At 56.7% G+C, this 25893-nt stretch carries 22 protein-coding genes; 5 read left to right on the top strand and 17 right to left on the bottom strand.

From position 1 onward, the window contains the following. Nucleotides 1-62: 62 nt before the first annotated feature. Both ilvN and ACAM27_RS16555 read right to left on the bottom strand, forming a co-directional pair. Nucleotides 63-554, bottom strand: coding sequence for an acetolactate synthase small subunit (gene ilvN / locus ACAM27_RS16550; RefSeq protein ID WP_011784401.1), 492 nt, complete (start codon nt 552-554; stop codon nt 63-65). 2 nt (nt 555-556) lie between these two features. After that, complete coding sequence (locus ACAM27_RS16555) at nt 557-2275, bottom strand: acetolactate synthase 3 large subunit (RefSeq protein WP_011784400.1); 1719 nt, start codon at nt 2273-2275, stop codon at nt 557-559. A gap of 470 nt (nt 2276-2745) precedes the next feature. On the opposite strand from ACAM27_RS16555, the gene ACAM27_RS16560 reads away from it, so the two are divergent. Beyond that, nucleotides 2746-3222: a DUF4124 domain-containing protein gene (locus ACAM27_RS16560; RefSeq protein ID WP_369612326.1), complete on the top strand. Its 477-nt coding sequence runs from the start codon at nt 2746-2748 to the stop codon at nt 3220-3222. A gap of 80 nt (nt 3223-3302) precedes the next feature. Here ACAM27_RS16560 and clpB read toward each other — a convergent pair whose 3' ends face one another. The 3 genes from clpB to rluD form a co-directional block, all read right to left on the bottom strand. Beyond that, nucleotides 3303-5882, bottom strand: coding sequence for an ATP-dependent chaperone ClpB (gene clpB, locus ACAM27_RS16565; protein ID WP_369612327.1), 2580 nt, complete (start codon nt 5880-5882; stop codon nt 3303-3305). Between the two features lie 174 nt (nt 5883-6056). Then, nucleotides 6057-6755 carry a peptidoglycan editing factor PgeF gene (gene pgeF, locus ACAM27_RS16570; protein WP_374730292.1) on the bottom strand — a complete coding sequence of 233 codons (699 nt, stop codon included), beginning with the start codon at nt 6753-6755 and terminating at the stop codon, nt 6057-6059. 49 nt (nt 6756-6804) lie between these two features. Continuing rightward, a complete protein-coding gene (gene rluD / locus ACAM27_RS16575) occupies nt 6805-7782 on the bottom strand; it encodes a 23S rRNA pseudouridine(1911/1915/1917) synthase RluD (RefSeq protein ID WP_014420609.1) in 978 nt (325 codons plus the stop codon). Nucleotides 7783-7954: 172 nt separating this feature from the next. Between rluD and ACAM27_RS16580 the strand changes: the two genes are divergently transcribed. Then, entirely contained in the window at nt 7955-8788 is an 834-nt protein-coding gene (locus tag ACAM27_RS16580; RefSeq protein WP_369612328.1) for an outer membrane protein assembly factor BamD, read from the top strand. A gap of 8 nt (nt 8789-8796) precedes the next feature. On the opposite strand, the gene ACAM27_RS16585 is transcribed toward ACAM27_RS16580, so the two are convergent. Further along, entirely contained in the window at nt 8797-10461 is a 1665-nt protein-coding gene (locus ACAM27_RS16585; RefSeq protein ID WP_369612329.1) for an NAD+ synthase, read from the bottom strand. A gap of 92 nt (nt 10462-10553) precedes the next feature. Between ACAM27_RS16585 and ACAM27_RS16590 the strand changes: the two genes are divergently transcribed. The 3 genes from ACAM27_RS16590 to ACAM27_RS16600 all read left to right on the top strand — a co-directional run bounded on the left by ACAM27_RS16590 (nt 10554) and on the right by ACAM27_RS16600 (nt 14280). After that, nucleotides 10554-12200, top strand: a complete 1647-nt coding sequence (locus ACAM27_RS16590) for a PAS domain-containing sensor histidine kinase (RefSeq protein ID WP_023009262.1) — start codon at nt 10554-10556, stop codon at nt 12198-12200. 49 nt (nt 12201-12249) lie between these two features. Beyond that, nucleotides 12250-13638: a sigma-54-dependent transcriptional regulator gene (locus ACAM27_RS16595; protein ID WP_369612330.1), complete on the top strand. Its 1389-nt coding sequence runs from the start codon at nt 12250-12252 to the stop codon at nt 13636-13638. A gap of 165 nt (nt 13639-13803) precedes the next feature. Continuing rightward, entirely contained in the window at nt 13804-14280 is a 477-nt protein-coding gene (locus tag ACAM27_RS16600; protein WP_369612887.1) for a GspH/FimT family protein, read from the top strand. Between the two features lies 1 nt (nt 14281). Here ACAM27_RS16600 and ACAM27_RS16605 read toward each other — a convergent pair whose 3' ends face one another. From ACAM27_RS16605 to ileS, 11 genes are read right to left on the bottom strand one after another with little or no spacing between them, the layout of a single operon-like run. Continuing rightward, nucleotides 14282-14698 (bottom strand): type IV pilin protein, encoded by a 417-nt coding sequence (locus ACAM27_RS16605; RefSeq protein ID WP_369612331.1) that lies wholly within the window; start codon nt 14696-14698, stop codon nt 14282-14284. Further along, on the bottom strand, nt 14695-15021 hold the full coding sequence (locus ACAM27_RS16610) for a hypothetical protein (protein WP_369612332.1): 327 nt from the start codon (nt 15019-15021) through the stop codon (nt 14695-14697). Before ACAM27_RS16610 ends, ACAM27_RS16605 begins: the two co-directional genes overlap by 4 nt. 39 nt (nt 15022-15060) lie before the next feature. Next, nucleotides 15061-18453: a pilus assembly protein gene (locus ACAM27_RS16615; protein ID WP_369612333.1), complete on the bottom strand. Its 3393-nt coding sequence runs from the start codon at nt 18451-18453 to the stop codon at nt 15061-15063. Next, nucleotides 18450-19019: a PilX N-terminal domain-containing pilus assembly protein gene (locus ACAM27_RS16620; RefSeq protein ID WP_222534813.1), complete on the bottom strand. Its 570-nt coding sequence runs from the start codon at nt 19017-19019 to the stop codon at nt 18450-18452. The genes ACAM27_RS16615 and ACAM27_RS16620 overlap by 4 nt, the downstream gene beginning before the upstream one ends. A 14-nt stretch (nt 19020-19033) precedes the next feature. Beyond that, nucleotides 19034-20104, bottom strand: coding sequence for a PilW family protein (locus tag ACAM27_RS16625; protein ID WP_222534812.1), 1071 nt, complete (start codon nt 20102-20104; stop codon nt 19034-19036). Continuing rightward, nucleotides 20104-20508 carry a type IV pilus modification protein PilV gene (gene pilV, locus ACAM27_RS16630; RefSeq protein WP_222534811.1) on the bottom strand — a complete coding sequence of 135 codons (405 nt, stop codon included), beginning with the start codon at nt 20506-20508 and terminating at the stop codon, nt 20104-20106. The genes ACAM27_RS16625 and pilV overlap by 1 nt, the downstream gene beginning before the upstream one ends. Before the next feature lie 10 nt (nt 20509-20518). Beyond that, nucleotides 20519-21052 carry a GspH/FimT family pseudopilin gene (locus tag ACAM27_RS16635; protein WP_369612888.1) on the bottom strand — a complete coding sequence of 178 codons (534 nt, stop codon included), beginning with the start codon at nt 21050-21052 and terminating at the stop codon, nt 20519-20521. A gap of 59 nt (nt 21053-21111) precedes the next feature. After that, entirely contained in the window at nt 21112-22062 is a 951-nt protein-coding gene (gene ispH / locus ACAM27_RS16640) for a 4-hydroxy-3-methylbut-2-enyl diphosphate reductase (protein WP_222534809.1), read from the bottom strand. Nucleotides 22063-22064: 2 nt separating this feature from the next. Next, a complete protein-coding gene (fkpB, locus tag ACAM27_RS16645) occupies nt 22065-22517 on the bottom strand; it encodes an FKBP-type peptidyl-prolyl cis-trans isomerase (protein ID WP_153741450.1) in 453 nt (150 codons plus the stop codon). A gap of 5 nt (nt 22518-22522) precedes the next feature. Continuing rightward, a complete protein-coding gene (gene lspA / locus ACAM27_RS16650; protein WP_011784381.1) occupies nt 22523-23044 on the bottom strand; it encodes a signal peptidase II in 522 nt (173 codons plus the stop codon). After that, a complete protein-coding gene (gene ileS / locus ACAM27_RS16655) occupies nt 23044-25863 on the bottom strand; it encodes an isoleucine--tRNA ligase (protein WP_222534808.1) in 2820 nt (939 codons plus the stop codon). Before ileS ends, lspA begins: the two co-directional genes overlap by 1 nt. Nucleotides 25864-25893: the final 30 nt, after the last annotated feature.

Raw genomic sequence — 25893 nt, forward strand, 5'->3', positions numbered from 1 at the left:
GAAACCTCTATTATATGTACTGACCCCTCGGGGCCATGATTTTCGATTTGTTTCGGCAGCCCTTACAGGCTGAGCACCTTTTCGCCCCGGGCAATGCCAGATACACCAGTGCGAACAACTTCCAGAACACCCGAAGTGCCCACCGCCTGAATGAAGCCGTCCAGCTTTTCACTGTCGCCGGCAAGCTGCACGGTGTAGACAGAACTGGTGACATCCACAATCTGGCCACGGAAGATATCCACCGTGCGCTTGATCTCGGCACGCTGGGATCCGGTTGCCTTGAGCTTGACCAGCATCAGCTCCCGCTCGATGTGAGCGCCCTCGGTCAGATCCACCAGCTTGACCACTTCGATCAGCTTGTTCAGCTGCTTGGTGATCTGCTCGATAACCTTGTCGGAACCTGTCGTGGTGACAGTCAGGCGAGACAGGGTTTCGTCTTCCGTGGGCGCTACGGTCAGGGTTTCGATGTTGTAGTTGCGCTGCGAAAACAGGCCAACCACACGAGACAGTGCGCCGGGTTCGTTTTCCAGCAAAACAGAAATGATTCGACGCATGATCACACCCTCTCCGTTTTGCTGAGCCACATGTCTTTCATGGATCCTCGAGCGACCTGCATGGGATAGACATGCTCAAAGCGGTCCACATAGATATCGACAAACACCAGTTTGTCTTTCATGGCCAGGACTTCCTTGAGCTTGGGCTCCAGGTCTTCCTTGCGATCAATGCGCACACCCACATGACCATACGCTTCCGCCAGCTTGATGAAGTCCGGCAAAGACTCCATGTAAGACTGGGAATGGCGGGACTCGTAATTCATGTCCTGCCACTGCTTGACCATGCCCAGAGCCTGGTTATTCAGGTTGATGATCTTCACCGGCAGATCGTACTGCTTGCAGGTGGACAGTTCCTGGATATTCATCTGGATACTGCCTTCACCAGTAAAGCACAGCACTTCATCTTCCGGATGGGTCAGTTTGATGCCCATGGCGGCCGGCAGGCCGAAGCCCATGGTGCCGAGGCCACCGGAGTTGATCCATCGGTTCGGCTTGTCGAACTTGTAGTACTGGGCAGCAAACATCTGGTGCTGACCTACATCGGTGGTTACGAAGGCATCACCATTGGTGAGCTTCCAGAGCATCTCGACCACTTCCTGGGGCTTGATTACATCCGGGCTGGTCTCGTAACGCATGCCGTGGAACGCGCGCCACTCTTCAATCTGCTTCCACCACGATGCCAGCGCCTCGGCATCCGGCTTGTCCCTGGATTCTTTTACCAGCGACAGCATTTCTTTCAGTACCGCATCCACCGGGCCGACAATGGGCACGTCTGCATCTATGGTCTTTGAGATAGATGCCGGGTCGATATCGATATGAATAATGCGCGCGCCCGGGCAGAACTTCTCGGTGGCGTTGGTCACGCGATCATCAAAGCGCGCGCCCACACAGAGAATCAGATCTGAATGGTGCATCGCCATGTTGGCTTCATAGGTACCGTGCATACCCAGCCAGCCCAGGTGCTGTTTGTCAGTCGCCGGATAGCAACCGATGCCCATCAGGGTGTTGGTGATAGGGAAGCCCAGCGTCCGGGTCAGCTCGGTCAACTGGCTGGAAGCCTTGCCCAGGATCACACCGCCGCCGGCATAGATGACCGGGCGTTTGGCCGCCATCAGCATGTCGACGGCTTTTTTGATCTGACCGGCATGGCCACGAACCGCCGGGTTATAGGAGCGCAGCTTGACCTTCTTGGGATAGGAGTACTCATAGCGCTCATTCGGTGTGGTCATATCCTTCGGGATATCAACCACAACCGGACCGGGACGACCGGTAGCAGCGATGTAGTATGCCTTGCGGATTACCTCAGGGATTTCCTCGGGGTGACGAACGCTCAGATTGTGCTTAACCACCGGACGGGAAACACCGATCATATCGGTTTCCTGGAAGGCATCCTCACCAATAAGGGTGGATGCAACCTGGCCGCACAGAACCACCATGGGGATGGAATCCATGAACGCGGTGGCAATGCCGGTAATGGTGTTGGTGGCTCCAGGACCCGAGGTCACCAGTACGGTACCTGGTTTTCCGGTTGCACGGGCATAGCCGTCGGCCATGTGGACCGCCGCCTGTTCGTGCCGCACCAGAATATGCTTGACTTTGTCCTGCCTGAACAGCGCATCATAAATATGAAGGGCTGCACCACCCGGATAGCCGTATATGTATTCGATCCCTTCATCCTGCAGGGAGCGGATCAGCATATCGGCGCCAGACAATAACTCCACGATTTTCTACCCTCTTCTACGAGTGAATGAGCCGGGTTACGCCCCGGTTGCCTGGATTCTCGGTTTCCCTGCTTCTTGTGAAAGCGGAACCGGCGTACTCCTCCACACCAAAACTAAAGAGGTTGTCTCCTGGCCAGCCGCCCTCCTGAGGGTTGCGGAGAACGGCCAATCAACGGGTTGCACGTAAGCAACAACCAAGGCCCGCCAGACGCTGGCGAACGCAGTGTGGTGATTAACGGGGGATACTCGCTCGGGATTGCCTGCCGTATTGACCCCAGTCTTCAGGCAATCGGTAATTCTGACAGCGGGAAACTCGCTGTCAATAGGCGCTGTGGCTTAATTACCGCCGAATTCGCCTCTCTCTGCCATACTGTGCAAAACTGCGTGCAAGATTTTGAACCAGAGACAGGAAAATCCAGCCATCCGATGGCATGATAGCCACAGGCAGTAACCAAGTGACGAGCAGAGACATGAACCGAAAAATATTATTGCTGACGGTATTGATGGCGGCCGCACCCGGCCTTGCAACCAGCGCTTCGGTCTATAAGTGGACAGACGAGAACGGCGTAACACATTTTGGCGACCGACAGCCAACCGGCCGTAACGCCGAGCAGGTCAACGTTCGTTCCGGCACCAGTCAGGGCGCTGGTGTTCAGCGCCGAAGCGCACAGGAACAGCTGGACGAACTGCAGGAACAACAAGCGGCAGAGCAGCAGCAACGAGAAGAATCCGCGGTTGAAGAAGCTCGCCGGAAGCAGCGCGAGGCCAACTGCGGCACAGCTCGCTCCAATCTTGAGGTGATCAACAGCAACGCTCGTATCCGGGTGGAGGAAAACGGTGAAACCCGCTACCTGAGCCCTGAGGAAATTGAGCAGCAGCGCCAGAAATTCCAGGAAATTGCAGACGAAAACTGCGGCCCGGAACAAGAAGGCAGCAGAGAGCGTTAAATCCGAAGGTTCGGAGAACAGAAAAGGGCGGAGACTCGTGCCTTCCGCCCTTTTCTTTTTCAGCAGCTGAGGTCCCGCCCTCAGCCGTTCTTACTGAACACCAGACGGTCTTCCTGAACCGTTGCGCGAATGGTATCGCCGGGCACAAAGTCACCCTGCAGCAGCTTTTGCGCCAGCGGATTTTCGATCATGCGCTGAATCGCCCGCTTCAGCGGCCGGGCACCATAAACCGGATCGTACCCGACTTCCGCCAGCAACTGCATGACGTCGTCTCCGAGTTCCAGTTTCATATCCTGATCCTTCAGGCGACGAGCCAGATTCTCGATCTGGATGCGGGCAATACCCTGAATCTGGGACTCCGCCAGCGGATGGAACACCACTACTTCATCCACACGGTTAATGAACTCCGGCCGGAAATGAGTGCCAACCACTTCCATCACCGCCGACTTCATGTCTTCGTAGTTCTCTTCTCCGGCCTTCTCCTGAATGATGTGGGAACCCAGATTTGAGGTCATCACCACCACTGTGTTGCGGAAGTCGACCGTGCGGCCCTGACCATCGGTCAGACGCCCATCATCCAGCACCTGAAGCAGGATGTTGAAGACATCCGGGTGCGCCTTTTCAACCTCATCCAGAAGCAGAACCGAGTAGGGCCTGCGACGCACGGCCTCGGTCAGGTAGCCACCCTCTTCATACCCCACATATCCGGGAGGCGCACCAATCAAACGGGCGACCGAGTGCTTCTCCATGAATTCCGACATATCGATGCGAACCATGGCCTCTTCGGTATCGAACAGGAAGTTTGCCAGCGCCTTGCACAACTCGGTCTTCCCCACCCCGGTCGGCCCAAGGAACAGGAAAGAACCATTGGGACGATTCGGATCCGACAGTCCAGCCCGGGACCGGCGCACCGCATTGGATACCGCTTCCACGGCCTCATCCTGGCCAATGACCCGATCGTGGAGGGCTTCCTCCATGCGCATCAGCTTGTCGCGCTCCCCCTCCAGCATCTTGGATACCGGAATCCCGGTCCACTTTGAAACGATTTCCGCAATTTCTTCATCCGTGACCCGGTTGCGCAACAGCTTCATTTCCATCATTTCCGCCTGGCTGGCCATATCCAGTTGGCGCTCCAGCTCCGGGATCTTGCCGTATTGCAGCTCGGACATCTTGCCCAGATCCCCTGCACGGCGGGCATTCTCCAGGTCAATCCTGGCCTGCTCCAGTTGGCTCTTGATCTTCTGGGAGCCATGCAGAGCCGCCTTTTCAGTGTTCCAGACTTCCTCAAGGTCGGCGTATTCGCGCTCAACGTTGCCGATAACGGCAGACAACTCTTCCAGCCGCTTCTTAGAGGCTGCGTCGGTTTCCTTTTTCAGGGCTTCCCGCTCAATCTTGAGCTGAATCAGCCGGCGCTCCAGACGATCCAGAGCCTCAGGCTTGGAGTCCATTTCCATACGGATCTGGCTGGCCGCTTCATCCACCAGGTCAATGGCCTTGTCCGGCAACTGACGATCGGTAATATATCGATGAGACAGCTTGGCGGCCGCGATGATGGCGCCATCCGTTACCTCAACCCCATGGTGAACCTCATAACGCTCTTTCAGCCCACGCAGGATGGCAATGGTATCCTCCTCGCTGGGCTCACTGACCAACACCTTCTGGAAACGGCGTTCCAGTGCTGCATCTTTTTCAATATTCTCCCGGTACTCATTCAGCGTGGTGGCGCCGACACAATGCAACTCTCCCCGGGCCAGCGCCGGCTTCAGCATATTGCCGGCATCCATGGACCCTTCGGCTTTACCAGCCCCCACCATGGTGTGGATTTCGTCAATGAACAGGATGATCTGGCCTTCCTGCTTGGACAGCTCGTTAAGCACTGCCTTCAGGCGCTCCTCAAACTCACCCCGGAACTTGGCGCCGGCAATCAATGCGCCCATGTCCAGCGACAGTACTTTCTTGTCCTTCAGGCCATCGGGCACCTCGCCGTTGACGATACGCTGGGCCAGCCCCTCAACAATCGCGGTTTTACCCACACCAGGCTCACCGATCAGCACGGGGTTGTTCTTGCGCCGGCGTTGCAGCACCTGAATGGTGCGACGGATTTCGTCGTCGCGACCGATTACCGGGTCCAGCTTACCGGCTTCAGCCCGCTCGGTAAGATCAATGGTGTACTTTGAAAGCGCCTGACGGTTTTCCTCAGCGCCCGCATCATTCACCGACTCTCCCCCACGCACTTCGTCAATCGCCTTTTCCAGCGCCGCCTTGTCAACGCCTTGCTCTCGCAGAATGCGCCCCAGCGAACCGCGGTCTTCAACCGCCGCCAGCAGAACCAGCTCACTGGATATGAACTGGTCACCCCGCTTCTGGGCCAGCTTGTCGGAAATGTTGAACAGTCGACCCATGTCGTTCGACATGGACACATCGCCGGCATTGCCCTGCACTTCCGGCAGGTTCTCAATTTCCTTCGCCACGGCCTGCCGTACCCGGCCGGGCTCGACCCCCACTTGTTTGAGCAGCGGTTTAATGGAGCCTCCCCGCTGGTCCAGCAGGGCCTGCATCAGATGCACGGGCTCGATGAAGTTATGGTCTTTGCCAACCGCGATGGACTGCGCATCCGCCAACGCGGTTTGCAGTTTGCTGGTGAGCTTGTCGATTCTCATGTGTTCTTATCCCCAAAATTCGTAGTGAATACCGATCAACCCTGTGGTGCGGATATTCCGATTGCTTTGAAACTTAATGTAGGGGCAAGTGGGGGGAGTTCAAGTTGAGCCGACCTCAATTCGTCAGAAATTTGACGGCTGTCAGTTAACACATCAGGGAGAGCAATCAGGAGTTCAGGATTTTAACCAGACCAGGGTCGCCATACGGCCGGTTTGACCATCCCGGCGATAGGAAAAGAACCATTCCCGATCTTGAACGGTGCACAGGCTACCGCCAGCGACCGCCGAGACACCAACCTGATGCAGGCGCAGGGCTGCCAGGCTGTAGATATCGGCCATGAAATGGCCCGGGCGAGCCCCCCTGGTTTTAAAGGCGTTCTCAGCCACCGGGCTATGCCGGACAAACGCTTCGCGCACCTCCGGACCAACTTCGAAACTGTCGGGGCCAATGGCGGGACCCAGCCAGGCCGAAAGCTTGTCAGGCTCAACCGCCATCGCACTGACCAGGTTTTCCAGCACGCCTCCGCAGAGGCTGCGCCAGCCGGCGTGAGCAGCCCCCACTACGGTTCCATCGGAATCAGCAATCACCACGGGCAGGCAGTCGGCAGTCAGAATGACACAACCAAGGCCGGGAAATCGGGTGAAACTGGCATCTGCTTCCGGAACCTGCTTGGCGTTGTCGGGTGTAAGCTCGACCACCCTCGTACCATGCACCTGATTCAACCAGCCAATCCGATCCACCTCTAACCCCGTGAAGCGGGCCAGGCGCTGCCGGTTTTCGGCGACAGATTCAGGGCTATCCCCGACATGATCCCCGAGGTTGAGCGAACTCCACGGCGCCTCACTGACGCCTCCCTTGCGAGTCGTGCACATGGCTTGCACCGCCCCCGGTGCGGACCAACTCGGCCTCAGGATGTAATTGTCAGAAATCACGTTCTTCCAGCTCACGGGCGTGTTTGCGCAGAGCTTCGATCAGGTGAACCATATCCTCTGGTAGCGGCACCTCCCAGCTCAGAATCTCACCCGTTTCCGGATGCTCAAGGGTCAACTGTCTCGCATGCAGGGCCTGCCGGGTGAACGCAGCCAGTACATCCCGAAGCTCCTCTGTAGTGCCTTTGGGCAACCGCAGACGCCCACCGTAGGCAGGATCACCAACCAGCGGGTGGCGCACATGCGCCATGTGCACACGGATCTGATGGGTGCGGCCACTTTCCAGCTTGCAACGAACCAGGGTATGCGCGGCAAAACGCTCCAGCAGACGGTAATGGGTGACCGCCGGTTTGCCACTGGAAACCACGGCCATGCGTTTACGATCCTGCGGATGACGGCCAATAGGTGCGTCAACTGTTGCACCACCGGTCAGCGCGCCCACCACCACGGCCTCATACTCCCGCCCCATCGTGCGTGTTTGCAGCTGGTCTACCAGGGAGGTATGTGCAATCAGGCTGCGGGCCACCACCATGATGCCGGAGGTATCCTTGTCCAGGCGGTGAACAATACCTGCCCTCGGCAGGTTTTCCACTTCCGGCGCGTAATTCAGCAGGGCGTTCACCAGCGTGCCATCAGCATGGCCGGCCGCTGGGTGCACCACCAACCCGGCCGGCTTGTTAATCACCAGCAAGTGCTCATCTTCGTAGACGATATCCAGGCTGATGGGTTCGGCTTCCCAGGTCACCTGCACTTCCGGCTCAGCATCGAGAGCCAGGGAATCGCCCATCATTACCTTGTCCCGCGGCTTACGGGATTTTCCATTCACCGTCAGGGCTCCGCTCTTGATCCAGGACTGCAGGCGGGAGCGGGAATGCTCGGGCATCAGTTCCGCCGCCGCCTGGTCCAGCCGTTTATCGCTGAGCTCCGGCGGTACGGTAAATTGGCCGGTAATTCGGTTTTCGGAAGTCATTCAGCCTCGTTTTCGCCGTTGGTTTCTGGCGCAGACGGCCGCCTGGCAGGCGGCGATGTTACGTTTCGGTCAGATTCTGGTGCCAATATCGGGAAACACTGCACACAGACAGCCTTCCCCGTTACAATGACCAATCCAACCACAAGTTCTGAACATTATACGGGATTCCGGCATGAGATCAGTCGTTCGATTACTGCTACTTTCCACACTTTTTGCGCTGGCCGCCGGCTGTGCGTCCCAGAAGGAGGTGGAAGTCCTGCCGGAACAAACCTATTACGAGAATGCCCGTGAGGCCATGAACTCGGGCAACTTCAACGAAGCCGAACAGAACCTGGATGCCCTGGAAACCTATTATCCATTCGGCCGTTATGCCGAACAGGCCCAGCTCGATCTGATCTTTGCCCGTTACCAGAACCTCGACCTTGAAGGTTCCCGGGCTGCCGCCGACCGCTTCATTCGCCTGAATCCGCAGAGTGAACATCTGGACTACGCGCTCTACATGAGAGGGCTCGCCTCCTATAATCTGGACCTGGGACTGGCCACACGCTATTTCCCTGTTGATGCGGCCGCACGCAATCCCGGCGAGCAATTGCAGGCGTTCCGCGATTTCTCACAGTTGCTCAACCGGTTTCCGGACAGTGACTACGCTCTGGACGCCCGCCAGCGTATGATCGCCATCCGCAATCGAATGGCCGAACTGGAACTGCACGCTGCCCGTTACTACATCAAACGTGAAGCCTACGTGGCCGCCAACAACCGTGCTCGCTACGTAGTGGAGAACTACCCGTCTTCGCCTTCAGTGGAAGAGGCTCTGATGATCATGGCGGATACCTTCCGCTTTCTGGAGCTGAAAAAGGGCGCCAACGATGCCATTGCCACGCTGAGAAAAAACTTCCCGAACAGCGACGCCTTCAATGACAACGGTGAGTACGAATCAGATCTTCTTCGCCGCCAGAACCGGTCATTGACCAACGTGGTGACCTTCGGTCTGATTGGGGATGAGTAAGAGCGGGATTACTTCCCGCTCTTCCAACCATTGGTAATGGGATAGCGCCTGTCTTTGCCAAAGCCCCGTTCGGTAATACGAACACCGATGGGGGCCTGGCGCCGCTTGTATTCATTGATATCAACCAGCCTGACCACCCTGTCCACATCCTCGCGCTCAAACCCTTCCGCGACGATAGCATCGGCACTGTAATCACGCTCCACATATAGGTTCAGAATCTGATCCAGCACGTCATAGCCCGGCAAGCTGTCCTCATCTTTCTGGTCTGGCGCCAGCTCGGCTGAGGGCGGGCGGGTAATCACCCGCTCCGGAATCACTGGTGACAGGGTATTGCGGTAGCGCGCCAGCCGGAACACCAGGGTTTTCGGCACATCCTTCAGAACATCAAAGCCACCGGCCATGTCACCGTATAGCGTGGAATAGCCAACCGCCATTTCACTCTTGTTGCCAGTCGTGAGCACCAACGAGCCAAACTTGTTGGACAGCGACATGAGCAGCACCCCCCTCAGACGAGCCTGAAGGTTTTCCTCAGTGGTATCCGGCTTTGTGCCCGCAAACGGTTCTGCCAGCGCCGCCATGAAGGCATCGTACATGGGCTCAATGGAGAACACGTCATACTGCACACCCAGGGCGGTGGCCTCGGCTTCGGCATCTTCCAGGCTGATGCTGGAGGTATACCGGAACGGCATCATCACCGCGTGCACACGCTCCTTGCCCAGTGCATCCACCGCAACCGCCAGTGTAACCGCCGAATCGATGCCGCCGGACAGGCCAAGTACTACCGACCTGAAACCATTCTTGTTGACGTAATCCCGCACACCAGTCACCAGGGCGCGGTATACATTGGCTTCCAGCTGCGGTTCTGGCGGCAATGGCCGGGAGATCGGCTGGCAGTGGTGTTCGCACAAGAGGTCCACCGGGTACAGCCCTTCCTCGAACTGAAGCACTTCCGCCGACAGCCCACCGGAATGATCAAACACCATGGAGCCGCCATCAAACACCAGCTCATCCTGACCGCCCACCAGGTTCACGTAGACGATGCTGACCCGGTTCTCCCGGGACTTGCGTTCCAGCAAAGCCTTGCGACGGGCCTGTTTATCGATATCGTAGGGCGAGGCATTGAGATTAAGGATGAGCCGGGCACCCGCGGCTGCCGCATCTTCCACAGGGCCATCTTTCCAGAGATCCTCACACACGGTAATGCCGACGGGCTGGCCTTTAATGTCGAGCACCAGCGTGTCGGAACCTTCGGCGAAATAGCGCTTTTCGTCAAAAACCTGGTAGTTCGGCGGGAAGCGTTTGAAGTAGCGACCGCGAATCTGACCGGCTTCAATCACCAGCGCCGCGTTATATAGCAACCCTCCAGAGCGAATAGGAGCCCCGATGACCATCGCCGGAGGCAGTGCCGCACTTTGCAGCTTTTCCAGTGCTTCGCGCACGCGAAGGTCCAGACTCGGGCGCAACAGGAGATCCTCCGGCGGGTAACCGGTCAGGCACAGCTCCGGAAAGACAACGATATCGGCCTGATGCTCCGCCCAGGCCCGCTGGGTTGCCTCCAGAATCAGATCGGTATTGCCCGGAATATCTCCAACCAGGAAATCCAGTTGCGCCATAACAACGCGGAGTTTTCTGACGGCGTTCTGGCTCTGGGATGTTTGACCGGCTTCCGGCATGGACTGGCTCCTGTAACTTCTTGCCGTTAAAAGGCTATTATAACCCGTCAACAACAAAGATTTCTCCCGCACACAGACAGATGACTCGCTCCATGGCTCAAGACACTGCCGACAAAGACAGCAAGCGCTCTGCTTTCGGGCCGCCGGCCAAGCAGCAACAGGGAAGGCTGTTCCGGATCTACAATCATTATCGCGTGGTCATCAGCCTGATGCTGCTGGGCTTGCTGCTCTTCGATCCATTCACCACCGACAGCAAGTTCCGCTGGCTGGAGTACTACCAGGCGGGCGTGGTTACCTACCTGGCAATCAATGGCTTTACCGCACTGCTACTGCTTGCCGGCTTTCAGCCAAGACAGCGGCATATCACGCTCTCCATTCTGATCGACATACTGGTAATGCATGGACTGTTACTGGCCAGCACCGGTATCACTAATGGTCTGGCCAACCTGGTTATCATTTCGGTGGCGGCGGGCAATATTCTGACACCAAGCCGGATAGGTACCTTCTACGCGGCACTGGCTGCCATCTGCTCTCTCGGCATCTCCGGCTGGGCGGTACTCGCCATCAATGAAACCGCCGACGACATTGTCCGGGCGGGTTCTCTGGGCATACTCTACTTTGCCGCGGCTTTTGTCCTGCAGGGCATTTCAAAACGGATGATCCGAAGCGAAGCCCTGGCCAGCAGCCGGGCACGGAGCATTCAGGAACTGGAACAGATCAACCAGCAGATCATCCAGCGCATGCGTACCGGCATCCTGGTGCTTGATCGTTTCGGCCAGATTCGGCTTGCCAACGCCGCCGCCGAAGAACTGCTGTTCGGTGTGAGCGCCGATGGAGAAGATCTGGAGCCCCGTGCAAGGCTACTGCCTAAACCGCTCAGGCAGGGGCTCGAAAGCTGGCTGAAAAACCCCAACATGCGGATTGAACCCTTTCAGGCGTCGTCTACCTCACCGCTTTTGCAGGCCAACTTCACGCAACTGGACCAGGAGCGGGGCGACCAGATTCTGGTGTTTATTGAAGACATGAGCAAAGTGACCCAGCAGGCCCAACAGATGAAGCTGGCCTCACTCGGACGCTTAACGGCTGGCATCGCTCACGAAATCCGGAATCCTCTCGGCGCCATAAGCCACGCTGCCCAGTTGATGGAAGAATCCCCCAGCCTGGATGAGGGGGATCTTCGCATGCTCGACATCATTCGCCGTCACTCCCGACGGGTGAATGGCATCATCGAGAATGTACTGGACCTTTCTCGCCGCCGGACCGCAAATTCCGAGCTGATAGATGTCGGCCAATGGCTTCGCGAGTTCCGGGATGATTTCGTGCAGACCGTGAATGGGGAAACGGCCACCACGATCGAATTGAATATCAGCGAGCAGATTCCACAGGCTCGTTTCGACAAGAGCCAGATTGAGCAGGTGATGGTGAATCTGTGCGACAATGGTTTGCGGTACAGCAAACAGCAGACCGGGCAAAACAGGATACAATTAATTGCGGGCGCCACGGCCGATGGCAAACGGGCTTACGTGGACGTTCGGGATTTTGGCCCGGGCATCAGTGCCGAGCATCGGCATTCCGTATTCGAGCCCTTTTTCACCACGGATAAAAGCGGAACCGGGCTTGGCCTCTACCTGGCCAGGGAGTTATGCGAAGCCAACCAGGCACACCTGTCGCTGGTCGATGACGGACAGCCGGGGTGCCGATTCCGCATAACGTTTGCTCACCCCGGGCGAATGATCTGACCAGCTGGCCATCGGGCGTTTGAATTCAACAGGGAACCGAAGACACAGAATGACTACACAGACAGCGCTGATTGTTGACGACGAGCCGGATATCCGGGATCTACTGGAAATCACCCTCACCCGGATGGGCATTACCACCTACACTGCCCCCGATCTGGCCAGCGCCAGGGAATTGCTGCAGCAGCACAACCCCCAGCTCTGCCTGACCGACATGAACCTGCCCGACGGCAATGGCATAGAGCTTGTTCACTGGATCCAGCAACACACTCCCTGCACCCCCGTTGCAGTGATCACCGCCTATGGCAGCATGGATACGGCTATCGAATCGCTCAAAGCCGGCGCTTTTGACTTCGTATCCAAGCCCGTGGAGCTGCCCCGCCTGCGGGAACTGGTCAACAGCGCTCTGAAGCTGTCAGAACCCCAGACCCGCGGAACCGCTGATTCCGATGAGCCTGGCCTGCTTCTGGGCGACTCGCCGCAAATCCGGAAACTGCGCACACAGACGAAAAAGCTCGCCAGAAGCCAGGCACCGGTGTTTATCAGCGGCGAATCCGGCAGCGGCAAGGAGCTGGTCGCCCGCATGATTCACCTGCAAGGCCCCAGAAGTGACGGCCCCTTTATCGCAGTGAACTGTGGCGCAATCCCCTCGGAATTGATGGAAAGCGAGTTCTTTGGCCACAAGAAGGGCAGCTTCACCGGAGCCGTCGAGAACAAGCAGGGCCTGTTCCGCTCTGCCGATGGTGGCACCCTATTTCTGGACGAAGTGGCCGACCTGCCACTGGCCATGCAGGTAAAACTGCTGCGTGCTATCCAGGAGAAAGCCGTCCGCCCGGTCGGCGATACCAAAGAAGTGCCAGTGGACATCCGGGTGCTCAGCGCCACCCACAAAAACCTCCCGGAACTGGTGCAGGAAGGCGACTTCCGCCAGGATCTGTTCTACCGGATCAACGTTATCGAACTGGCGGTTCCGCCGCTGCGCGAGCGCGCCGAGGATATTCCCCTGCTGGCCGAGCACATTCTCCAACGCATAGCGCGGGAATACGAGTGCGACCCGGCCAGACTCACCCCGGCCGCCATCGAGCGACTCAAAGGCTACGAGTTTCCCGGCAACGTGCGCGAACTGGAGAACATTCTGGAACGCGCTTTTACCCTGTGCGACGAAGACCTGATTGATGCCGGAGATCTCCATCTTGGCGGCGGTGTTGCGCCAGCGGGCTCGGGCTCGGCGACCAGAGAGACGGAGTCAGAAACGAATGCTGCAGCAGCTCCGGTGCCCGAGGGTGAGATCGATCTTGAGGGCTATCTGGAAAGCATCGAGAGACAGGCCATTGAAAAAGCACTGGAAGCGACACGGTGGAATAAAACGGCGGCGGCCAAGAGACTGGGGATCAGCTTTCGGGCGTTGCGGTACCGGTTGAAGAAGTTGGGGATGGAGTGACTTTGGAGTATAGTTAGTCCTCACTTCGGCGCTTGCAGGATGCAACGCTGCCCCAAATATGACCAACACGGACGTTAATCGATGCATTCCCAGAAAAAAGCAGGGTTCTCACTAATTGAACTCCTTGTCCTCACTGCACTGATCGGATTACTGGCAGGCCTTGCTATGCCGTCACTCACCAGCGCCCTTCAAAACCAGGAAAGGCGTGGCACGCTGCACGACCTCTTGGGCCTGTTTGCCCTTGCACGACAACATGCCGTTATGGAAGGAGTCATCGTTACGGTGTGCCCTGTGAACTCGATGGGCGCATGCTCCCGGGATTGGAACAATGAAATCTACGCATTTTCCGATCCAGATAATCAAAGGCAGCTAACCGCCGGCAAAGCCCCTCTAAGAGTCGTTTCTACCGGAGGTTCAGGTCGGATCGTGGTTCGCTCACTGCATCGAAGCTATTTCCAGTTCAGGCCTTCTGGATTCGTCCATAGTGACATCGGCAACGTAACCTGGTGCCCGAACACGGGCAATGCAAGTTTGGCGGGGCAAATCATTATAAGCAGAGGTGGGAGGGCGCGCCTGGCAAACGATCATGATGGAGATGGCATCCCTGAGGATGCTCAGGGACGCCCATTGAAATGCTCGTAATTTACCAGCAATCAGTCCCTGATGTTGAAGATCTCGCACCGGTCTGGGTTATGCGGAGCGTGCCACAGGTATCATTAGTCTGATCTCCGGTCGGCACGGCCTGCAGTGTATAGGTGTTAGCGGCAACAGTCCCATTGAAGCTCAGGTTGTAGAACGCAGTACCCGTTCTGGGGGATTGGGTAAATGGCAGGGTGGGCTGATTCCCCCCCTCCAGATATGAGAAATCTCCCGAATACTGACGCTCCATCCATTGCGCCAACTCCACCAGATCCGCCTGAGCCGTGGTTCTACGAGTTTCTCTTACGTGATTCGAATAAGAAGGGTACGCTATTGCCGCAATGATGCCGACGATGGCGACCACAATCATTAACTCAATTAGCGAGAAACCACGATGGTGCGTCATTCTGATATTGATCAAAACAGGTTAACCTCCCGCAAAATAAGGTAGCCATCTTCGTTATCACGGTCTGATTCCAGGTTCGTGACACGCTGACCTTCCCGCAGAATATTTACCACGGCAGCGGGCGCGACTTCCTGACCATTGATCAGCACACTCCCCTCCAGAAAGTACTCTGTGTCATCAATCACGATCCGGCGCGCTTCAGCATGAATGGAATCCACCACATGCTGGCGTGGAGTGCCCTCTGGCGTTTCCAAACTGCCCGGAACTCCCTGGGCAACCACTCCGGTGCTTGACATCGCCAGAACGAGGACAATGGCTATGCTTCTACGACTACTCATGTTGCTAACTCCCCACCCAGTGCGTCCGGGCCATAACGATTAATTGTCGATTAACTCGTTCCAGCCTCTGCGCCCGGCATCAGTCACGGCACCGCTTAGCGGCGGGATCTCCATAACGTCCACAGGGTCCTTGGCATTACTTCCCGGCGTGAACCGGAAGGTGCCCAGAATGGTCGACTGGTTCGGCAAACCCTCCAACTTGTAACCAATGATTTTCTCCGGCCAGCGCAGGAAGGCCGCCTTTTCCGGGTTTCGCCCATCGAGGCCAAAGGCCATCGCCCAACCAGTACCGCCACCCAGACAGGGGTTCTCATCCGGTATCATCGAGTTAAGATAAACAAAATCACCACGAACCTGCGGGCTGACAACCGCTCTTTCACCGGTAATGGGCAGGTCAACAAACCAGCCTTTCGTGGTCGAGAAATCCAGCTCTTTCCCATTGGAATAGCGGACAGTCGCCGAAACGCCGTTGCTGTCTGTCACCGTACCCTCAGTAATCGTCCGGGACTCCAGGCTACTCACCGTCAGACCAGATGTACCACGGTCCCAAACACCATAGACAGACTGGGTATCAACCGACGTAACGTCCGCAGTCTCCAGATACTGGCCGGTCGCAAAATAGATCATCAGGTTGGGAACATTGCCTGCACGGGAAACCCTGCGATTAGCTGAGGCAACGGGAGCCGCAGTGATGGGCTGCTTGGCTTGAGTGGTGAACAGCGCCTGGGGGTTCCCGCCGTTGCCGTAGGCCGATGCCCAGTTACCACTGGAATCTACGCTGGCAACCCACATATTGCCATCGAGATCACCGGCATAAACACGGTCAATCAGATAATCGCCCGTGGTATCGAATGCCGCCAGCGGTGACAAACCGTCGCCACCAGCCCCCTCAAACTCGACATAACGCACATCCGCACTGTCCCAGGTACCGTCCATACCGCCTTCGATATCAAGCATGAAGAAACCCGTGCTTTCGGTATTGGAGTTGTAACCATTGGAGATGAACGCAGTCCAGCGCAGATCCGTTCCCCACTTGGTCATTCCAATGATTGGGGCTTGGGTGACATATCCCATTCGGGCGTCGTCCTGCCCCGAAAACTCCCAAAGAACAACTTTTTCGGCATTGGCCTCCGAAAATCCCGAGGGATCAGTGACGTCCAGCGCAAAGACTCCTTTTGCCCCGGCACGACCACCGCCAACAATAATCGTCCGCCAGTCTTCGTCCGCCGTCAGAGAACCATCGGCTTGTTTACCCTTGGTAAAGATATCCTGCTGTCGTATCTCCAGATCCACGTAATAACGATGCTGATAGTCCGGATCCGACAGGAAATGCAAACCAGCATTGCTGGCGGAAGCGTTGTATACGAACTCGGGTATGTATGCCAGCACCTCATTACCGCCGTTGGCACTTGCGTTAAAGCCATGCAACATACCATCGTTGGATCCAGTATAAACAACCGGCGTACGAGACTTTTTGCTGCTGGCAAAATCAGAGAACCACTTGCCACTACTTCCAAATGGCAACGCATCCGGCCAGATCGCCCGGGGCTCACCGACAAACTCGGGGGATGAATTCACAATTGACCCCAGCCGGCTACCCCGCTTGCGCCATCCTGGAGTGCCCTCGAGTGAACGATCGCCCCGAATAAACGCAAGGCGCTGCTGGGCTATGGTGTCGGTAACACCGCCGAACCGCAGATCATTTTTCTGAGCGTTAGTCAGGTTGCCCCAGCGAAAGCCGCCCGCAACACTGCCGTAGGTAATGATCACACGGTCGTCGGCACTGAGGTCCCTGTTGTCTAGAATATCCCGGGCTGACCAGCCGTTACCTTGCTTAACCGCTTCATTGATATCCGGTACGATGGGTGAGTTGGTTCCGCCGAGCTTGGCCGCTTTAAGGTCACCCGTCCAACCATTCGGGTCGAACTGGGTTGAGAAAATCAGGGCGCCCTGCTGAAAAGATGACACATCGAATTCCACCGCGGTGGACGAGCCAGCTTCATTGACGATCTCGCCAACCGTTCCCTTCAACTCTTTCGCGAAGGTTGCAGGATCTGAGGCACTAAAGAAACCTCCGCGGGCATTAACCGCCGCATGAAGCATATCGTTTACCTTGTCCTCATTACTGGTTCCACCCCACCAGTTCACGTAAGTGCCGTTCTCAATCGCTTTAAACGCATCAACCGGGTCGATGGACCCCGTCACGCCAAGCCCCACGGTATAAGTCACCATGTGTTGCCAGAACGCAGGATTTTTCTCTGAGGTCGGAACGTAGTTCACAATATCGGTTCGCAGGTCACGTTTCCAGTAATCCATAGCCACGTCGGCGAGGGTGGTGTCATCCCTGTTATCCTTGAATGGATTCACCGGCGTATATTTGAAAGAGTCACCCCTGTTGTTGGTAAGGGTATCGCCATCCTTGTCGTCGGCTTTCTTGGTCGCGTTGAGATTCAAGCTACCATTGTAGTAGCCATCCGACATCAGAATGGTGTACGCCAACCGGCATTCCCGCACCGGATTGGTCGAACTTACCGACTCGCCAGGGTTATCCGCCCAGGCTCGTTTACTTTTCTCGAAGTAGGTACCCGCGCCATCCAGAGCACGCCTCAGTGGGGTGTTTCCGTTGGCGGGAACCGCGTAGAGCCAATCATAGAAGTCTTCACGCCTGGAGTTGGTGTACTCTCGAACGCCTTCCTGAACCGCCCGAACGCCGGAGGCATCATCAATGGTGTTCTTGCTCTCATTGTCGTAGTTAAGTCGCCCCCAGCCCAACCGGAAACTGGTCGGCAACTCAAAAAATGCCTCGCTAATGCCAGCACGAGAAGATTCAATTCGGGTGTTATAGTAAGAGTACCAATTAGCAAAATTGGTCTTTTCCGCCGCGCTCAGGTTGTTGACCGAAACATACGTGTAGCAGCCGTTCTGATAGGGGTTGGCATCACAACTGCTGGAACTGTTGAACGTGAAGTAAAACCCCCCGCCTTCAACGTTGTAGCCATCAATCGAGAACGTATCCCGCAGATCTCTGGAGGCACTGTTTCCGTCGTAACCGTTGATGGGCGCATTTGTATACGAAGAATTCGGATAGCGCCCCGTTCCATCCTCTTTGTAAGGGGGAAAATAAGTTACCGATGGGTCATACCACATTTTGTTGATGTGGGAAGAATAGTAGAAGCGATACTCAGCATCGGCCCCTTCCTGGTAGTAGCTGTTCCAGGACTTCGAATCGATGTCGTTATACCCGCCGATCTCATCTGGCATGTACTCGCGAGCCATGGAACCTGAGTCATCAATAATAAACATCAGATTTGGCGCTACGGCACTTCCCAGAAATAACGGCTGCTGAGCAAAATCCGGTCGAGCAGAGTAGCCAGACGCTGGCAGCACTATGAGAGCGGCCGATAATGCCAATTTGAGATTGAACTTGTTCACGGATTACCTCCTGCCAGCCCGTTCGGCTGGAATACGTAAAAGCCTTCAAGCAAGCGCACCCCGGAACCCGAAGGCCCTGACGCTCTGACCAGGATACGTGCGTAATCAAACTCCGCCGGCCCTTCAGAGCCATACTGACTGAAATCCCGTGGCAACTGTCCTTCGGAATCCACAACGACTTTGCCTTTGTATTCAAAAAGGAATAGCGGCGTTACGCCATTTACCGCAGAGCCCTCCACCGCACTTATCGGGTCGCCCGACGCGTCCTTGTTCCAGGTCGCCGCGGAAAACGGGGACGGCACCGTCACACTGGTGTCCGTACCGTCAAAGAAGCCTGTCGTGCTGCCAAAATCTGACAGGTCCGACATATTATCCAGGGTCGCCTCCGCCTCTCGCATTGCCGTTTCGGCAACCTCAAGCGCCAGCATTCCGTCTCGCTGTGCCGTCGTCATTCGCTCCTGCATGATACTGCCCTGCATTCCGGAGAGAGCAAGCAGGCTAAGCACCAATAGAATGACCAGCGACATCAGTAGCGCAACACCTCGCTGTTGTCCTGCTCTATGCATAACAATCACCCGATTCAAAATGGATTCCTCAGGGCAGATGTAAAGTTGTATACCCGGTACAGTCTTCGATCCGCTGCCGTTGTCCGTTTGCTGGTGTCGGCGACGCAGTCTTCCCACCCGGGGAAGCAATAGGTCTGAGCGCTGTCACGGACATTGTTGTCCTCCGAGGCCACCAGCAGACTCACCTCAACCGCTATCACCGAGTTCCAGTCTGAAACCGCCCCGGCGGCCAGCCAGTTCTGAACACCATTAGCAGCCGTGCCTTCTCCAAACCGAATCTCCATATCCTCAACGCCATTTACCAGCTCTATCGTGGATCCGTCTTGCTGTCTCATGAAGAGTGACAGGCCACCGCCTGCGGCGTTACCGATGAAATAGCCTTCGCTGTAGGCCTGAAAGAGTTCCGTACCGCGCCTGTAGGTCGCACTCAAGCACTGGGAACCGCACCCAGCCGGCGCATTACCCGAGAGGTCATTACCAGGGTGCCCGTTGGAGCCTGCACTACCATCAGCAGTAATGGTGACGTTAGATCCGGATACACTCAGCGAAGAGATCTCAAACAAATCCCCCACCTCACAATTACTGATAAAAACTACATCGCCTGCGGTAAGGCTGCCAGCCGTGTTGAGCTGAATACTGGAGCCATTCGTCATATCGGCATCCAAACGGACAATGTCTCCCGGACGCCGAACACCAGTTACATTAAAAAAACCCGTTCCTGCAACGGCCCCTGCCGGCCGCTCGCTGTTGTCGGCTGACACTCCAAAGGTGGAATATCCATGCAGCAGAGCACTGTATTCTCCGTCAGTACTATCCAGATTGTTGGTCAGGCTGGTAATCGGATAACAACCAAAAAAACCGGCATTACGGATAGCGCGGGCCAGGATATCGACGGCGATACGCCCGGACTCAGCCGAACGAGCCATCGACTGATTGCTGCGGAACGACTGGCTGTTGGAGGTAAAAATCTGAACCAGCGCAACGGTCAGAATGGAACCAAGCAGCAAGGCAATCATCAGCTCGATCAGTGACAGACCGGACTGCTTCTTTGAGAAAGCGTTGGGGGCTAAATTATGACCGCTCATCACAGCCTCGCATCCAGAGTAAGTGTCTGAGACGATGTTCCACCTGACGCAGCAAACGGATCTCGCTCAACCCAGGTAATCTGGACCTCGGCAATGTCACCGCCAGACTTGAGATTGATCGCCACATCAGCTCCAGGCCCCAAGCCAGCCTTCACTTGCTTTTTGAGGTCAGCAATCTCGGTAGCGGTGAGGTTAAGGCCACCGTTTGAGCGAACCCTGTCAGCCAGAGATTGGGCGTACATGGTCGCTTCTGAACGAAGAGTGGAGTTGGCGGTCTGCTGCATTGACACCAGTTGCACACCGGCGACGCCCAACAACCCGATCGCAAGTATCAATACCGCTATCAACACTTCAATCATAGTGAAACCGCGCTGAGCTTTTCGATTACAAAAATTTTTAGCCATCAGGTCAGCCTCATGGACAGGTTATTCGTTGAGAACGGATCTGACCGCCACCGGTCATTGTAATTCTTACCCCATCTTCGCCAGACGCCCGACAAATATCGAATATTGGCGGCGTGGCGCCAAGCAGGAGCCCCGTTGCCGCAAATCTCGGATTACCGCCCTGAGTTCGGGTAATGCTGTAGGAACCGGGGGCCCCCTGAAACTCGCTGATGATGGAGCCACCATTATCGACTACCCGGTAACCGGCGGTGAAAGATCCAGCAGGCACAAGGGACACCGGAGCTCCCATACGCACGGCCTCTGATCTTGCCAGGTTTAAGGCTCCAACCAAATCATTACCGGTGGTGGTCAGCTGATTGCTTTCAATAATACGTGAGAAGCTTGGCACCGCGATGGTGGCAACGACTCCCAGAATGGCCACAAGTACCAACAACTCAATCAATGTAAATCCTCGCTGCGCTCCAGTACTGCGCATAAGCCAGCTCCCTGAACAATTTTTCATCTCTATAGAATAAAGGCGCACAAAAAAACCGCCAGATGTCATCGACAAGTGGCGGTTTCTGGCAGACAAGCGGGAATCAGCACGCCGAAGTAAGAAACAGGTCACACATTTACAGCATCAATCCGCAATTCCTTCGGCATGGAAAACACAATATTCTCCTCACGCCCGGATACTTCCTCCGGCTCTTCACCACCCAGCTCCTTGAGCCGATTGATCACATCCGCCACCAGCACCTCCGGAGCCGACGCTCCAGCAGTGACTCCTACGGCCTTCTTGCCCTCAAGCCATTGCGGCTCTATCTGGGCAGCCTCATCAATCAGGTAAGCAGGCGTGCCCATGCGCTCAGCCAGTTCCCGCAGGCGATTGGAGTTGGAGCTATTGGGGGAGCCCACCACCAGCATCAGATCACAGTCACCGGCCAACTGCTTGACCGCGTCCTGCCGATTCTGGGTGGCGTAGCAGATGTCGTCTTTGCGGGGGCCTTCGATTTTCGGGAATTTCGCGCGCAGGGCGTCGATTACCCGTGCGGTATCGTCCATGGACAGCGTGGTTTGAGTAACGAAGGACAAACGGCTGGCGTCTTTCACTTCCAGCTTTTGCACGTCGGCTTCGTCTTCCACCAGATAGATGTCGCCGCCGTTGCTGTGATCGTACTGGCCCATGGTACCTTCCACTTCCGGGTGTCCATGGTGGCCAATCAGGATGCACTCGCGGCCATCACGGCTGTAACGCATCACTTCCATATGCACTTTGGTGACCAGCGGGCAGGTAGCGTCGAACACTTTCAGGCCGCGCCGGGCGGCTTCGTTCTGTACCGCCTGGGATACGCCGTGGGCACTGAAGATCACCAGTTTGTCGTCGGGCACTTCGTCCAACTCGTCGACAAAGATCGCGCCCCGGTTGCGCAGGTTGTCTACCACGAATTTGTTGTGGACCACTTCGTGGCGCACGTAGATGGGTGCTCCGAACACGTCCAGCGCGCGGTTTACAATTTCTATGGCACGGTCTACGCCGGCACAGAAGCCACGGGGGTTAGCGAGTCGAATGTGCATAATCAGTGTGTCGGCCCTGCTGGTTCAACGTCGATAATCTGAACTTCAAAGCTCAGTGTATGCCCTGCCAGCGGGTGATTAAAGTCCACATCTACCTGGTCACCTTCTACCCGCTTGATCACACCGGGCAGTTCCTGCTGGCGCGCGTCGGCGAAGGAAATCACCACACCCGGCTCCAGAACCATGTCAGCACTGAATTCGTGGCGCTTGAAGGTCTGGATATTGCTGGGGTTGTGCTGGCCGAAGGCTTTTTCCGGCGGCACTTCAAAGGTTTTGTGGTCGCCGGCTTTCAGGCCCATCAGGTAGGCTTCGAAATTTTCCGGCAGGTTTTCATCACCGATTTCCAGGGTAGCCGGTTCTTTGTCGAAGGTGGTATCCACAGTTTCGCCGTCTTCAAACTTCAGGGCGAAGTGCAGTTTCACGCGGGTTCCCTTGTCGATGGGCAGTTCTTTCATGGGATTCAGTTGCTCCTGTCAGCATCGCCGCTGGCACCAGCGGGTTTGCGGAATGCATCGATGATCATCATGGCAGCACCAATGGTGATGGCGGTGTCGGCCAGGTTGAAGGCCGGGAAATGCCAGTCCTGCCAATAGAAATGCAGGAAGTCCACCACGTAACCATGCACCACCCGGTCGTATACGTTGCCGATGGCGCCACCGAGGATCAATACGATGGCAATCGCGGTCCAGGTTTCATCGGCTTTGAGCTTTCTCAGCCAGCCCACCAGCACCACACTGACCACGACCGCCAGGGCGACAAAGAACCAGCGCTGCCAGCCGGCGGCATCGGCCAGGAAGCTGAATGCCGCGCCAGTGTTGTGCAGTAGCGTCAGGTTGAAACTGGGCAGTACCGGTACCGGGTCACCGTAGGTCAGCATAGCCGTGGCTATGGCTTTGGTGCCCAGGTCAATGGCGATGACCAGCACCGCCAGCCACAGCCATTTCAGTTTACTGCCAGTGCTTTCAGTCATGACCGCATCCATCAGGCGTATGCACGGGTTTCACCCGGGCCTTCCACATTGGTCACGCAACGGCCACACAGATCGCTGTACTGCTCGTTCTGCCCCACGTCTTCACGGTGGTGCCAGCAGCGCTCGCACTTGGCGTGAGTCGCCGGGGTCACCTTCACCAGCAGACCTTCCAGGTTGGTTTGCTCTACGCCGGCCGCTTCGCTCACCGGCCTAACGGTGGCTTCAGAGGTAATCAGCACAAAGCGCAACTCTTCACCAAGATAGTTCAGACGCTCGGCCAGGCTACCTTCGCAGTACAGAGTCACTTCCGCGCTCAACGAGCCTTTGATTTCACCACGGGCACGGACTTCTTCCAGGCACTTGTTGACCGCTTCTTTCACAGCGTAGATTTCTCGCCAGTAGTCACGTCCTAACTCGAAGCCTTCAGGCAGCGCAGTCAAGCCCTCGTACCAGGTTTCGTAGAACACGGTGTCGCCGCGCTTACCCGGCAGGTGCTGCCAGATTTCATCAGCGGTGAAGCTCAGGATTGGCGCAATCCAGCGCACCAGGGCTTCGGCTACATGATAGAGCGCGGTCTGGCAGGAACGTCGCGCCAGGCTGTCGGCCTGGGTGGTGTACTGGCGGTCCTTGATGATGTCCAGGTAGAAGCCACCCAGGGTGGCTTCACAGAAGTTGTACACCTTCTGGTAGATCCGAAGGAAGGCATAGTTGCCGTAGTCTTCGTGCAGTTCGTTCTGGAGCTGCAGGGCGCGGTCGACCATCCAGCGGTCCAGGGCAATCATGTCTTCCGGCGCGACCATATGCTGGTCCGGATCAAACCCGGTCAGGTTGCTCAGCAGGAAGCGTGCAGTGTTGCGGATACGGCGATAGCCGTCTGCAGTCTGGCGCAGGATATCCTTGGAAACGCTCATCTCACCGCTGTAGTCGGTGGCAGAAACCCACAAACGCAGGATGTCTGCACCCAGCTCGTTCATGACTTCCTGTGGGGCGATAACGTTACCCAGGGACTTGGACATCTTGTAGCCCTTGGCATCCACAGTGAAACCGTGAGTGAGCACTTGCTTGTACGGCGCCACGCCATTCATGGCAATGGAGGTTTTCAGGGATGACTGGAACCAGCCACGATGCTGGTCAGAGCCTTCCAGGTACATATCGGCCGGGAACTGGCCCAATTCTTCACGTACCCGTAATACAGAGTCATGGGTGACACCCGAGTCAAACCAGACGTCCAGGGTATCCAGCACTTTTTCGTACTGGTCGGCGTCAGCACCCAGCAGTTCGTTCTGGTCAATGTCGTACCAGGCATCGATGCCGCCGGTTTCCACCGCCTGGGCGACTTTCTCGATCAGTTCCTGGGTGTTCGGGTGCAGCTCCTGAGTCTCCTTATGGATAAACAGGGTGATCGGCACGCCCCACGTGCGCTGACGGGAAATACACCAGTCCGGGCTTTGCTCGAACATGGCTTCAATACGGTTCTGGCCCCAGGCCGGTACCCAGCGGATGCCTTTGATGGCCTCCAACGCATCGGCGCGCAGGTTGAGCTTGTCCATGCTGATGAACCACTGGGGCGTAGCCCGGTAGATCAGTGGGGTCTTGGTGCGCCAGCAGTGCGGATAGCTGTGGCGGAATTTTTCCGAGCGTACCAGCTTGCCTTCCCGCTCCAGCGCGGCGCATACCGGCTCATCGGCCTTGTATACGTGCACGCCAGCGAACTCGCCGGCCGCTTCGGTGTAGGTGCCATCGGCTTTCACCAGGTTGATGGTGCCAATGCCGTAGGCCTTGCCTACTTCAAAGTCTTCCATACCATGGTCTGGCGCGGTGTGTACGGCACCGGTACCGGCATCCAGGGAGACATGGTCACCCAGCAGCACCGGCACCTGCTTGTCATACACCGGATGTTGCAACAGCTGGTTCTCCAGCGCAGAACCGGCCACGTTGGCCAGCACTTTGTAGTCTTCCACACCCCAGCGAGCCATGATGCCCTGCACCATGTCCGTGGCCAGAATCATTCGCTCAGCGCCGTGGCCGACATCTAACTGTACCAGTGCGTATTCAATATCGGCACCGATGGACACCGCCTGGTTGGCGGGAATCGTCCAGGGAGTCGTGGTCCAGATCACCAGGGATACATCGCCCTCACCTTCGCTGGTTCCGAAGGTTTTCAGTACGGCGTCCTGATCCACGACAGTGAAGCGCACGTCAATCTGGGTTGAAGTTTTGTCCTGGTATTCAACTTCGGCTTCTGCCAGTGCGGACTGACCAACCACACTCCAGTAAACCGGCTTGAAGCCCCGCACCAGGTGGCCCTTGGCGACGATCTTGCCCAACGCCCGGACAATGCCCGCCTCCACTTTCGGATCCATGGTCAGATAGGGCTTGTCCCACTCACCCATCACGCCCAGGCGGATAAAGTCGGCCTTCTGGCCTTCGATCTGTTTGGTGGCGTAGTCTCGGCAGGCCTGGCGGAAGGTTTTGTAGTCCACCTTCACGCCGGCCTTGCCGATTTCCTGCTCAACCTTGTGCTCGATGGGCAGACCGTGGCAATCCCAGCCCGGCACGTAGGGTGCGTCGTAGCCCATGAAACTGCGGGATTTCACGATCATGTCTTTCAGGATCTTGTTGACCGCATGCCCGATGTGAATGCTGCCGTTAGCGTAGGGAGGGCCATCGTGCAGGATGAACTTCTCACGACCTTGGCGCTGCTTGCGCAGATTGCCGTAAACGTTCAGGTCCTGCCAGTGCTTGAGCATGTCCGGCTCGCGCTTGGCCAGGTTACCGCGCATGGGGAACGCGGTTTCCGGCAGATTCAGGGTATGCTTGTAGTCGCTCATGTCTGTGTGCGTACTCTTGGTTGGTCAGTT

This window comes from Marinobacter sp. RI1, from assembly GCF_041155085.1.
Lineage (GTDB): Bacteria > Pseudomonadota > Gammaproteobacteria > Pseudomonadales > Oleiphilaceae > Marinobacter > Marinobacter nauticus.